This window comes from Nostoc sp. ChiQUE01b, from assembly GCF_034531255.1.
In the GTDB taxonomy this organism is placed as follows: domain Bacteria; phylum Cyanobacteriota; class Cyanobacteriia; order Cyanobacteriales; family Nostocaceae; genus Nostoc.
Map to the genome: position 1 here is coordinate 38,754 of NZ_JAVRBM010000009.1, position 13,376 is coordinate 52,129.

Here is a 13,376-nt window from a genome sequence, read left to right on the forward strand (position 1 = left end):
CCCCAGATAGGGTCAGAGAGGGAGCTTTCAAGGGCAGGTTTTTAGAAAAGGGTAGATGATGGGATAAAACATGGTGACACAAAGCAGGTCACTCCTTCAGTACTCAGGTTTAAATAGCTGGATCGCGATCGCTAGCCAAAAGCTACCATATTTAAGTTAGCCACAGGCAAAGGTATAGCAAAGTGCTGAGTGCTGTTAGCGGTAGCGGGGCGTTTAGCCCGTGCTGAGTAGAAACTCAGTATTATCAAAGGTTTTTTCAGCAACCAACATAGTCTTAACCTATGCTTCGACTGCTGTACTGGCAATGTGGAGTTTTGGAAAATCACCAACACCTGAACCACAACTGGTAAGGGACTTCCAACTAAAAAAATATCCTATCGCTGTGGGGGCAGGGAGCAGGGAGCAGGGGGAGAAAAAAATATTATCTGAGTAAATTGGATAATTTATTTTCTGGAAGTCCCTAATTTTTAAACGCACAGAGTCAATAAATTCTGGCTGAGAGTGATGATTACTGATGAATTTTACAGCAAACATACTGTGTAAAAAAAACACATTAGTTTATTTTATTCTGTGATTTATTATTTGATTAGAAACAAAAATGTCATAGATAGATTATTGTAAAAATATACATGGCATTTTAGAGAGGTTGTATGCAACCTCTCTACAATATTTTTTTGAATGGCAATCATTAGACCTCTTGCACGAATGCAAAACTACCTTCAACCCCAACCCTTTCGCCCAATATTGGGAGAAGGAGAGGCAATTTCAAAGTCCCTCTTTTATCCTTGTGGAGATGGATTTAGGGTAAAAGCTCATTGATTTATGCAAGAGGTCTATTGAATTAAAAATATTAAGCAATTGATATCTTTTTAGAAAATAATTCATCGACAACTTATTTACCAGGATAGATGTTAAGCCTTTTTCTTATTGGTAAAATATACATTTAGTTATATAAAATAAAAGAATAATAGTCAATATAAATAGCTGACTTTTTTTACCAATAAAAAGAAAGTGATTAATTCTTCCTAGTAATTTACAAAGCATTAAACCAATTCGCAATTCGCAATTCGCTTTTGTAACTGGGATTTAACCCCGACACAAAACCCGCTGTCTATAGAGACAGGGGACTTAAACCCCCAAATTTTATTAAATTTATTTTATTCAACTCATAATTTATTAAAGTACAACTAGAAACGTGTAATTTATAATATACCGAATTTAAATCTGCTAAAAGGATGTTTTAAAAGGGTCTTTTTCTCATAGTTAGTACAGCAAAGCATCTCAGTACATGGCGTAACCTTGATTTTGCGATACGCTTAACCCAGTGCAGAACTGCAAAATTATACCTTTAGGGACTTTTAAAACATCCAGTTCTCAAAATCAAGTATAAACTCTGCCCCCTGCTTTTTCCTGCATACTATGACATCTAAGCGGCCTTCTAAGAAATCTCAATCTGATTCCACTGCTGCTAATGCGTCTGAGACGGAGCAGCAGAACAATGATAATAAATTATTTCCCATTGTGGCGATGGGAGCCTCAGCAGGCGGATTGGAAGCATTCACAGAATTACTGCGTAATTTACCAACTGATACTGGTATGGGATTTGTGCTAATTCAGCACTTAAGTCCTAATCAAAAAAGCTTATTGAGCGAAATTCTTGGCAGGACAACCCAAATGCCTGTAAAAGAAGTAGAACAGGGGATGACTGTAGAACCGAACAATGTATATGTAATTCCGCCCAATAAAACGATGACTATTTCTCAAGGGGTGCTACAACTAATACCACGGGAAAGAGTACGAGGGCTATCAAAGACAGTCGATGCTTTCTTTATTTCGTTAGCAGAGGAGCGGGGAAGTAAAGCGATTGGAGTTGTGCTATCAGGAGGCGATGCTGATGGCGCGCAGGGATTGGAAGAAATTAAGGCAGTTGGCGGTATTACCTTTGCTCAGTGTGAAGACAGCGCCAAAGTTTCTAGTATGCCTAACACCGCCGTCGCTTCGGGTAATGTAGATTTTATCCTAACACCGCAAGCGATCGCACAAGAGCTAGCAAAACTCAGCTCTCATCCCTATGTCAAGCACCTATCCATAGAAAAACCATCTGAAATAATACCCGAAAGTGAGGATGCTCTCTCGACAATCTTTCGTTTGCTTAAAACCGCCACAGCAGTAGACTTTAGCCATTACAAGCAAACTACTTTAAAGCGGCGAATTTTACGGCGGATGATTTTGTATAAACTCGAAAGACTGGAAGATTACGTCCAATATCTCCAAGAAAACTCTGGGGAAGTAAATGCTTTATATCAAGATGTACTGATCACTGTTACCAGTTTTTTCCGCGATGCTGAAGCCTTTGAAGCCTTAAAGACCAAAGTATTTCCAGTGATTGTCAAAGGTCGAACACCAGATTCCCCAATCCGCATTTGGGTAACAGGATGTTCCACAGGTGAAGAAGCTTACTCAATTGCCATTTGCTTACTAGAGTATTTGTCAGAACAGGGAATTAATCCATCTATCCAAATTTTTGCCACAGATATTAACGAAGTGGCGATTGATAAAGCTAGACTCGGTGTTTACAAACCCAGCCAGATAGCACAAGTTTCTCGAGAACGTCTACAGCGCTTCTTTGTCCAGGTAGAGGATGGCTACCAAATCAGCAAGCCAGTGCGCGAACTGTGTGTCTTCGCCAGACAAAACCTGATTAACGACCCACCATTTTCTCGACTGGATCTGATTACTTGTCGAAATGTGCTGATTTATTTGAATGCAGCTGTACAGAAAAAACTCTTGCCAGTCTTCCACTATGGTCTCAAGCCAACGAGCTTTTTAATGTTAGGCACTTCAGAGACAGTTGGCGAGTTTTCTGACTTGTTTTCGCTAATAGACAGAAAGTACAAGATTTATGCTAGGAAAATTGCACCTGCTCGACTAGGGATTGATTTAATCAACAGCAGTTATCCCAAAGAACCCGCCAACTCTCAGCCAACAGTAAACGAAGAAGAGTGGAACGACCTAGAAATACACAAAGAAGCTGACCGAATTATCTTAAATCGCTACGCTCCAGCCAGTGTGATTATCAACAACGACCTGGAGATTATTCAATTTAGGGGACAGACTAGTCCTTTTCTCCAACCCGCACCTGGCAAAGCCAGCCTTAACTTGCTGAAAATGGCAAAAGAAGGATTGCGGCTAGAACTACGTACCGCCGTCCACCAAGCAAAAAAGCGGGATGAGGCGGTGACAAAGGAAGGTATACAGATTAGAGAGGATGATCAACTCAGGCAAATTAAAATTGATGTGATTCCGTTACAACCCCCTTTAGTGGGAGAACGCTACTTTTTAGTTATTTTTGAAGATGTACTAGAGGTAGAAACTGCTGTAACAGAGGTCGCCAAACCTGTTAAAAACACTTCCAAACGGCAACCAACAGCACAACAGCAAGAGAATACCCAACTCAAACAAGAATTAGCTACTACTAAAGAATATCTTCAATCAATTATCGAGGAGCAGCAAGCCACCAATCAAGACTTAAGAGCTGCTAACGAAGAAATTCTCTCCAGCAACGAAGAATTGCAGAGTACTAATGAGGAATTAGAAACTGCTAAAGAAGAAATTCAGGCTACCAATGAAGAATTGAATACGATTAACGACGAATTACAGCGCCGGAATATCGAATCAACTCAGGTTGGCAACGATTTGCAAAATCTCCTGAGCAGTATTAACATTCCGATTCTAATGCTGGGCGGGGATTTACGGATTCGGCGATTTACTCCGGTAGCTGGGGAAATTTTCAACTTGATTTCTACAGATGTCGGTCGACCGCTCAGTGATATCAACCATAACCTGAATCTCCCCGACTTAGAAGAGCAGATATTAGAGGTGATTAATACCCTAAATCATAAAGCTCAAGAAGTTCAAAACCAGCAGGGTTATTGGTATGACATGCGAATCCGACCCTACCGGACGATAGACAACAAAATTGATGGAGCTGTAGTCGTCTTAATTGACATTAATGCCCTCAAACACAGCGTCGATCAACTCAAAGTCTCTCGCAATTACACTGAAGCAATCGTTGATAGCGTCCGAGAATCTTTATTGGTACTCGACTTAGACTTACAGGTAATTAGAGCCAATCGCTCTTTTTACGAAACCTTCCGGCTAGTATCAGCAGAAATAGAACAACGCACAATCTTTGAAATTAGGGATGGACAGTGGGATATTCCAGAATTGCGATCGCTCTTAGAAAATCTTCACCCTAGCGAAGTATCTTTTCAAGACATTGAAGTTGAACATCACTTCGAGAATGGATTAAAAACCGTCCGGTTCAATGCCCGGAGAATGCCGCAAATCGACGAGGATATGCCAGTAATTCTCTTGATGATTGAAGATATCACCCACCCCAAGCAGTTAGAAGCAGAACGTACTCGACTCTTAGATCAAGAACAGTCAGCCCGTACTGCTGCTGAGATAGCCAATCGTGCCAAAGATGAATTTATCTCAGTTCTCTCTCATGAACTTCGCAATCCCCTAAATTTGCTTTTGGGCTGGGCGAAATTGCTGCGTAGCCAGCGGCTTGATCAAGCGAGGACTCAGCAAGCACTCGAAGCCATCGAGCGCAGCGCCAAAGCTCAAGCCCAGCTCGTTGAGGATTTGTTAGACATCTCACGCATTACCGCAGGTAGACTGCGTTTAAACACCTACCCAATTGGGCTTACCTCTACAATTGAAGCTGCGATCGAAGTTATCCGTCTAGCAGCAGAAGCCAAAAACATTCAATTAGAAACCAGGCTAAATCCTTCCCCTTCCACCAAAACTGTACTAGGTGATCCATCCCGCTTACAACAGGTGATGTGGAATTTACTCTCTAACGCCATAAAATTCACCCCAATAGACGGAAAAATTGAAGTCACACTAGAGTACACTGACTTGCAAGCTAAAATTCAAGTTAGTGATACAGGTCAAGGTATTAACCAAGACTTTCTCCCCTTTATTTTCGAGCGTTTCCGTCAAGCTGATGGCAGCAGAACCCGCTCGAATCCAGGACTAGGGTTAGGGCTTTCGATTGTACGTCATTTAATAGAACTCCACGGTGGTACAATTGTTGCCCAGAGCGAGGGTGTAGGGCAAGGAGCAACATTTATCGTCAGGCTACCACTGCAAGTAGACTTGGAAGAGAGCGATCTGCCGAGTACTATCGAACCAGTCGCTGCAATAGAGCAACCGGAAGAGGCGATTGATAATATTCCATCAGTGGAGGGTTTACGGGTACTTGTCGTTGATGACGAAACAGATATCCGTGATTTATTTATTACAGTGCTTGAGCAGTACGGAGTTGAAGTAACAGCAGTTGCATCAGTAAGAGAGGCACTTTCAAGACTAATAGCAAACCCTAGAGGATATGATGTACTCTTGTCAGACATTGGAATGCCAGACGAGGACGGTTATGCACTAATTCGTCAAGTAAGAGCGCTAACTCCAGAAGCAGGTGGACAAATTCCCGCCGCAGTGTTGACAGCGTTTGCTTCTCAAGAGGAACGAAGAGAAGCACTCTCAGCCGGATTCCAAATGCATCTTGCTAAACCAGTTGATCCAGATCAACTACTATTCCTAATTGCTTCCTTAGGTAGACGCACGAGAAATATTTAAAAGGGGCAGGAGGCAGGAGGTGTATAATTATCTAATTTCTTCCAACTTCCTACTTCAAACTTCACTCACCATGAGCTACAGAGAACAATTTATTTGGCAGCGTGGAGTCAAGCTTGCCATTAATTGCTATAAACTTACCGAAAAATTTCCTAAATCTGAACTTTACGGATTAACTAGTCAGATTAGACGTTCAGCAGTTTCTGTGCCATCAAATATAGCCGTTCGCGCAGCGTCTCGTTAGAGAAGGTTATGGAAGACGAACACAGAACGAATATATCCAATTTCTACACATTGCTTTAGGTTCGCTTCGAGAACTCGATACTCAGTTGATTATTTCCAAGGAAGTTGGATTGGCATCCCCTGAACTATTTACTCCTGTTTTGGAACAAGTTGATAGGTTTCAAGGAATTTTAGTGTCAAGTATTCAAAAGATAAAGTCTTAAAACCCTCCTGCCTCCTGCCTCACCTCACAAAATCGCATTGCTCCGACTCTTCACTTCCACTCTGGTGTCAGGCGGCGGAAATTGTAATCATTAGCACTGGGATGACAGCTAACACAACTGCCAATCTGGACAGGACGTGGTAACTTAACTCCTGGATGCAAAGCTTTGAAATAACGCGAGTTGTTGACGCGATATGGTGTTTCTTCGTCGTCTAGCTGCACACGGGAGAAAGTTGAAAGATATTTCCACACCAGGATGCGTGGCGGATCGATTAAAGGCTGGAGTTGTGCGCCGTAGTGCTGCGAGTCTTGCAGGATATTTTTCCAAGTTTGGGTAGGTAGAACGGCTGGTGGTATGGCAATGTGACATCTGGAGCAGTTTTCTAAATACAGTTCTTGCCCTAGTTGGTATTGTGCAGGAACTACGTCAACAGTGCCAATTTCAGCGGGGGGAGTCGCACTTTGGGCGTTAGTTGCCAGGGCTAAAAGCCAACCCATAGCTAAACTCCACGTTATAATTACCAGAAGTAAACCGAAAAATTGGCGTTTGAATTCACGTTCGGCGCTTGGCTGTAGTGCTTGGCGTTGGCGTAGCCCGCCGTAGGCATCGCGGATTTTGCGCTTAACAAAAATTGACATTCCTCACATTCCCAAATATTTAAAAGTGGCGCTTGTGCTAATCATAAGACTTACGCAGTATTGGCAGTGTTTCAAATTGTGCGTAAGTAGTTTTGGCAAGCAACACATCTTTCATATCGACAACAGTAATATAAATATCTATTCAGTGCACCACTGACTATGTAAGGAAAAATGTTCTATTAGTTTTAACCTGACTCACTAGAAAAATCAGCCACAATATCTCGGATTTCATTTGCACCAATATCTTCTCGGTCAGATTTGGAATAAATCGTTAGTAGCAAAATACTTGTAGGTGACTCAACTTGATAAATCAATCGGTATCCAGCACTCTTACCTTTTTGGATACTACTGTTACGAACTCTCAGCTTGTAAACAACATACTCCTCACCAATGCCCGCAATGCGTAGGCATAGCCCGCCGTAGGCATCGCCGACAAAATTTCCTTGCTGTAATTGCAGGGTAATCGGTTGAACATCAGAGCGAATATTGCGAAATCTTTTTGAAAGGTCACGCAAGTTTTGTTTATATTCAGGAGTTAAATCGATGAATACCGATAGCTGTTTTTTAAATCATCGAAGTCACTTTGCATTAAGGAATAGAAACCGATCGCAATAATCGCTCAACAACAGTTCTTGAATTGCGTCCTCCTCTAGGAATAAGGCGATGGCACAGAACGTGAGGGACGAGAAATTTCACATCATCGGGAATGGCATAATCACGCCCTAATAGAAAAGCTAGCGCTTGGGCAGCCCGTTGTAATGCTAATGTGCCACGTGGACTGACACCAAGAGTGATTTCCTCATCTTGACGTGTTGCCCGCACTAATTCGAGGATGTATTGTTGCAAGGAAGTTGCCACTTTTACTTGAGAGCAGAGGTAACGCAATTCCTGTACTTCTGCCAAGGTAATACAAGGCTGCAAATTAGCAACTTTTAGACCATTTTGGAGATTTTGCAGCATCAGGAGTTCTTCTGTCTCAGAAGGATAGCCTAAACTCAGCGACAACATAAACCGATCCATTTGCGCTTCTGGCAGGGGAAAAGTACCTTGATACTCGATAGGGTTTTGAGTGGCAATGACAAAAAAGGGTTGGGGAACTGCACGAGAGACACCATCGACTGTTACCTGATGTTCTTCCATAACTTCCAATAAAGCTGACTGAGTACGGGGTGTGGCGCGGTTAATTTCGTCAGCTAATAGCACATTGGTAAAGACTGGCCCAGGCAGAAAAGTAAATTCGCCGCTTTTTGGATTCCAAATGTTGGTGCCAGTAATATCAGTTGGCAGTAAATCGGGAGTGCATTGTAGACGTTGAAACTTGCCATCCAGTGAACGAGCTAAGGATTTAGCAAGCAGGGTTTTACCAACACCAGGGACATCTTCTAGGAGAGCATGACCACCACCTAACAAGGCGACTAGCATTAAGCGTATTGCCTCAGCTTTGCCAACGATGGTAAGAGCCAGATTTTGTGTTAAAGCGTCGATTTTTTCTCTCATGCGGTGCGGGGAGTGGGGAGTGGGGAATGGGGAGTTGGGAGTTGGGAGTTAGGAGTTAGGAGTTAGGAGTTATAAGAATTCTTCCTTAATGCCCAATTTTCCTAAATACATTGTTCCCACTCAGAACTCCTAACTCTGCCAATTTTAGATTTTGAATTTTGAATTTTGGATTGAAATAAAAATCTAAAATCTAAAATCCAAAATTGAATGACTCCAAACTCCTAACTCCTAACTCCTAACTTTTAACTTTCCGCTCCAGCACTCAAAACTTCTCTAGCAACAACGCAGTCAAGTTGAATTTGTGTTTTCAGGGCTTCGAGAGCAGGAAATTTTTGTTCGGGGCGCAAAAATTTAACTAGCTGCACAACTAGTTTTTTACCATACAAATCACCTGACCAATCGAATAAATGTACTTCCGCAGATGAATAAGTACCGTTTACTGTTGGACGATTACCAATATTCATGACGCCCAAGTTCTCACTAGGAGCGGTATCTGATGTTTCATCGAGAGTGAAAACGCGGACAGCGTAGACTCCTTGGCGGGGTAAAAACTTTTCTTTTGGTAGTTGGAGGTTAGCGGTGGGAAAGCCAATTGTCCTGCCCAATTGTTGACCTTGAACGACATCACCAAGGAGGGTGTAGGGCCGTCCTAGTAATAGATTTGCGTTTTCGATGTCTCCCTGCTCAAGGGTTTGGCGGATCAATGAAGTGCTAATGCGGGCATCTTGAGCCGGAGTAGTACTGACGCAACTGGTTTCGGTGGACGAATCACCTGTATAAGTTTGTAAGGGAACGATGGTAACGGGAATATTGTGCTTGGCGGCAAGTAATTGCAAATCTTGAGCAGTACCACTGCGCTTTTCGCCAAAACAAAAATCCTGCCCGATGCTAATTCGCTGGCATCGCAGTTGTTGCACGAGAATTTTTTCGACAAATTCTTCGGGGGTCAACGCAGACAATTCTTTGTCAAAGGGTAGTAGTACCAGTTGTTCTACCCCAAGCGATCGCAATTGTTGGACTTTTTCATCCAGTGGTGTTAACAAAGTCCGGGGTTGCCCTGTAAAGAACTCCTGTGGATGGGGGTCAAAGGTGACAACTGTTGAATAGGTATATTCTTGATTTGTCAGTTGATTTTCCTTTGACTGCGGACTACTAGCTACTGACAAGTGACCACCAGCGTGCAAAACTGGTTGAATTACCCTTTGATGCCCAAGATGAACACCATCAAACTTGCCAAGGGCAACAGCAGTCGGCGTTAGTAGCCCTTCACTCGAAAAAGCAACCCGCACAGAACACCCATTTTTAGACAAATTTAGCACGTGGATTCTGAGATTTTAGGTTTATTTTAGCTATCAGCAGGAAGCTACCCTATGGTAAACCGCCTTCAGGAGGACATTCACCAACTGCCTATGAGGTCTTGTGCTAGCAGCCAGGGTCTTGATGCCACCCCTTTAAGCTATCAGCCAAAAGCCTAACCCAAGGGAAGTCGCCCAAGATGGTTTTTTGTGCCATCAGCTTGATAGCTAATTGCTAACTCCAGATAACCCCAAATACCAAAGCTAAAAAGGCTCTAGTTCCGTGTTGAGACTTCAACAAGGTTTTAGGGCGATCGTCAGCCGCAATCTTAGGGCGTCTGTGGGTGTCTGGGCTGTGTTGGTGAATCTATAAAGTTTATCCTCCTGTTGTCGCCCCAATCCTGTAATAGGCGCTTTGACAACTCTGGGCAGGGCTGTCTCACCGTACAGCCAACAGGGACGCTCTCGCGCTGAAAGCTTCTGATCACCAATCTAATCTAAAATCTCCAATTCCTCCGATCGCAATCTTTAAGTAGAAAACTTGCTAATAGGAAAAGATTCTGATAAGACAACTGAGGTCGGAACCTGAAGTACCAATCCTTCCCGTGCCATAATAGCACCAGGAAATTTTTCAGCGGCTTCTTTGCCGACACGATCCAAAAAATCGTCATCGTGCGCGGGGTCGTGGTGGTAAATCACTAAAGTTTTGACGTTAGCAGCTTGTGCCACTTTTACTGCTTCTTGCCAGGTAGAATGTCCCCAGCCAATTTTCGGGGATTTTGGCGAGTAGTATTCCTCGTCTGTGTAGGTAGAATCGTAAACCAGAATGTCGGCATTACGAGCTAGCCACAGCACATTGTCATCAAGTCGATCGGGAAAATGTTCAGTATCAGTAATGTAAGTAGCTGCACCACCACGCCAGTTAACGCGGTATCCTATAGCTTCACCTGGATGGTTTAAAGGTGCTGTTTCTATGGTAAGGTCATCAATATGGATTGGTTGCCCCGGTCGAATGTCGTAGAAATTTAAATTGGCTTGCATAATTTGCAAGGGTACGGGAAAGTTCGGGTGCAACATTTGATCGTTGAGGCGCTGTTCTATGGTAGAACCATCAGGTGCGATCGCGCCGTAAATATGAAAGTCATTCCCCTTTACAAACCCTGGAGTAAAGAAGGGAAAACCTTGCATGTGATCCCAGTGAGAGTGGGTAAAAAATATGTGAGCTTCTAACGGCATTTGGCGCAACAGAGATTGCCCCAAAACATGGAGTCCCGTGCCAGCATCGAAAACTAAGCGTTTATCGCCCGTTTGCATTGATATGCAAGGGGTATTACCGCCGTAACGAACAGTGTGTGGCCCTGGGCTGGGGATGCTGCCGCGAACGCCCCAAAATTGTACGGTAAATTGATTCTCTATCCTAGACATGAGTGTTGCTTGCTGGACTGAGCGGGCGATAAATGAAAGAATTGTTACTTATTTTGTCTAAGTTTATGCTGTCTGACTGATTTTGCTAGAGGGAAGATTTCTTGGTAAAACAGCATATCCTGTTTCTGGCTGATTGTGTAAATGTGAATGAAATAGTCAGTTAGAATTTCTGAGGTTTTGGGGTGAATGTGTATCAGTTATTTCAAGATTGCCCCTACGTTATAGCCTACATTTTTCCGTGATGCATTTGAATAACCACATTTTTATCCCGATAAATCAAATTATTCCCGGAAAATTGAATTCCCACTCCGATAATTTCTCTAATCCAGTTGCGTAAGTAAGATTGTATTGTAACGGAGTAATACTGATGTAGTTTTTACGTACAACTTCTACATCTGTAGGTACATTTTGAGGCAAATTTAATCCGCTTGGGGGTTCCACATCCTCAATTACCTCTCCGGTTAACCAGTAGTACGTTTTTCCACGAGGATCGACTCGTTTATTAAACACATCAATGTAACGCCGTATGCCTTGACGGGTGAGAGTAACTCCGGCAATTTCTTCCCATTTGACGGCAGGAATATTGACATTGAGCAACATTAAATCTGGCAGAGGTTTTTGGGCTAACTGGTCTACGAGAACTGTGGCAAACTTAGCAGCCGCTTGAAAGTCTTTAGATGTGTGACTCATAAGACTTAGCGCTACACTGGGAATACCTTCAATTAGACCTTCCATTGCCGCAGAAACAGTTCCAGAATACAGAATTTCGGTTCCCAAATTCGCACCTTGATTAATACCAGAGAGAACTAAATCCGGGGGAGTTTCCAGCAAAGCCCACAGCGCCAATTTGACGCAATCTGAAGGCGTACCATCACAAGCCCAAGCTTTGACAGCAGGATGAAAAATCTCTTCAACAATTTCGGCGCGAATCGGTTGGTGTAAAGTTAACCCGTGTCCAGTTGCCGATCGCTCTCGATCTGGGCAAACTACACTCACATCATGACCAGCCTCTGCCAAATAGTTGGCTAGGGTACGAATCCCCAAGGCAGAAATGCCGTCATCGTTGCTAATTAGTAATTTCATAGTCATTGGTCATTGGTCATTAGTTATTAGTTATTTGTTATTAGCCATTTGTCAATGTCTGAGGTCACAAGCGGCAAAAAAACATTTATACTCACTAGACAGTGTGGCGGAATTTTGCTTACCTTTAAGACAAGTTGCTCAATCCCCAAGTCTTGTTAAGTAAGATGTTAGCCGGATTTACGAGCCTGCTGTACTAACCCAATTGTCTATAACTGATAAACAGAAGTTTGGTTTCAACTCTCACCTTTGGATGATGTTAATGATATGACTGTAAGTTTATTTATCGAGCAGTTCACAGCTTTTGACTATAGACTAATGACTAATGACCAATGACTAATAACTAATGACTAGCAATTTAGAAGCTCAACTTTTAGCACTGCGGCAAGAAGGAGAAAAAGCGATCGCAGCCGCCGACACCTTAGAACGTCTGGAGGAACTCAGAGTTAACTATCTGGGTAAAAAAGGGGAACTAGGGGCACTGTTGCGAAGTATGGGGCAGATGAGCGCAGAGGAACGACCAAAAATTGGAGCGATCGCCAATACAGTCAAAGAATCCCTGCAAACTAGTCTAGACCAGCAACGTGCCGCCTTAGAAGCCGCGCAAATTCAAGCTTTGCTAGAGGCGGAAACTCTGGATGTAACTATGCCGGGAATTTACAGCCCCCAAGGTCGCATTCATCCCCTCAATGGAATTATTGACCGGGCACTGGATATTTTTGTCGGTATGGGCTACACCGTGGCTCAAGGGCCAGAGATGGAAACAGATTACTATAATTTCGAGGCTCTCAACACCCCGCCTGACCACCCCGCCCGTGATATGCAGGATACCTTCTACCTGCCAGATGGGAATCTTTTACGCACTCATACCTCGTCAGTGCAAATTCGTTACATGGAAAGAGAAGAACCACCGATTCGGGTTGTGGCTCCAGGACGAGTTTATCGGCGAGATAATGTAGACGCGACTCACTCAGCAGTTTTCCATCAAATAGAACTTTTAGCCATTGATGAGGGACTAACTTTTACAGACCTCAAAGGTACAATTAAAGTATTTTTGCAGGCAATATTTGGCGATTTACCAATTCGCTTCCGCGCCAGTTATTTCCCGTTTACTGAACCTTCTGCTGAGGTAGATTTGCAGTGGAATGGGCGCTGGTTAGAGGTGATGGGCTGCGGTATGGTCGATCCAAATGTACTTAAGTCTGTGGGTTATGACCCAGAAGTTTATACAGGGTTTGCTGCTGGTTTTGGTGTAGAACGCTTTGCAATGGTGTTACACCAAATCGATGATATTCGTCGCTTGTATGCTAGTGATTTACGGTTTTTGCAGCAATTTTAGGCATACGTAATAG

General features: G+C 43.2%; 8 protein-coding genes and 1 pseudogene. 3 read left to right on the forward strand and 6 right to left on the reverse strand.

The features are described 5' to 3' along the window. Nucleotides 1-1,419 precede the first annotated feature (1,419 nt). Together RMY63_RS08570 and RMY63_RS08575 are read left to right on the forward strand one after the other, a co-directional pair. Nucleotides 1,420-5,646, forward strand: a complete 4,227-nt coding sequence (locus RMY63_RS08570; RefSeq protein ID WP_322728298.1) for a chemotaxis protein CheB — start codon at nt 1,420-1,422, stop codon at nt 5,644-5,646. Nucleotides 5,647-5,716: 70 nt separating this feature from the next. Then, nucleotides 5,717-6,089 (forward strand): annotated as a pseudogene (locus RMY63_RS08575) (four helix bundle protein). A gap of 50 nt (nt 6,090-6,139) precedes the next feature. Here RMY63_RS08575 and RMY63_RS08580 read toward each other — a convergent pair. The 6 genes from RMY63_RS08580 to surE all read right to left on the reverse strand — a co-directional run bounded on the left by RMY63_RS08580 (nt 6,140) and on the right by surE (nt 12,027). Next, the gene (locus RMY63_RS08580) at nt 6,140-6,727 is read right to left on the reverse strand and encodes a cytochrome C (protein ID WP_322728299.1); all 588 of its coding nucleotides are present in this window, start codon (nt 6,725-6,727) and stop codon (nt 6,140-6,142) included. 185 nt (nt 6,728-6,912) lie between these two features. Further along, nucleotides 6,913-7,242, reverse strand: coding sequence for a type II toxin-antitoxin system RelE/ParE family toxin (locus RMY63_RS08585; RefSeq protein ID WP_322728300.1), 330 nt, complete (start codon nt 7,240-7,242; stop codon nt 6,913-6,915). Nucleotides 7,243-7,315: 73 nt separating this feature from the next. Then, nucleotides 7,316-8,224: a MoxR family ATPase gene (locus tag RMY63_RS08590; protein WP_322728301.1), complete on the reverse strand. Its 909-nt coding sequence runs from the start codon at nt 8,222-8,224 to the stop codon at nt 7,316-7,318. 242 nt (nt 8,225-8,466) lie between these two features. Continuing rightward, complete coding sequence (locus RMY63_RS08595) at nt 8,467-9,543, reverse strand: bifunctional riboflavin kinase/FAD synthetase (protein ID WP_322728302.1); 1,077 nt, start codon at nt 9,541-9,543, stop codon at nt 8,467-8,469. Between the two features lie 504 nt (nt 9,544-10,047). Then, a complete protein-coding gene (locus tag RMY63_RS08600; RefSeq protein ID WP_322728303.1) occupies nt 10,048-10,944 on the reverse strand; it encodes an MBL fold metallo-hydrolase in 897 nt (298 codons plus the stop codon). Nucleotides 10,945-11,220: 276 nt separating this feature from the next. Continuing rightward, a complete protein-coding gene (surE, locus tag RMY63_RS08605; RefSeq protein WP_322728396.1) occupies nt 11,221-12,027 on the reverse strand; it encodes a 5'/3'-nucleotidase SurE in 807 nt (268 codons plus the stop codon). A 343-nt stretch (nt 12,028-12,370) separates the two neighbouring features. Here surE and pheS point away from each other — a divergent pair, with 343 nt between their 5' ends. Next, complete coding sequence (gene pheS / locus RMY63_RS08610) at nt 12,371-13,363, forward strand: phenylalanine--tRNA ligase subunit alpha (RefSeq protein ID WP_229490194.1); 993 nt, start codon at nt 12,371-12,373, stop codon at nt 13,361-13,363. Nucleotides 13,364-13,376 lie beyond the last annotated feature (13 nt).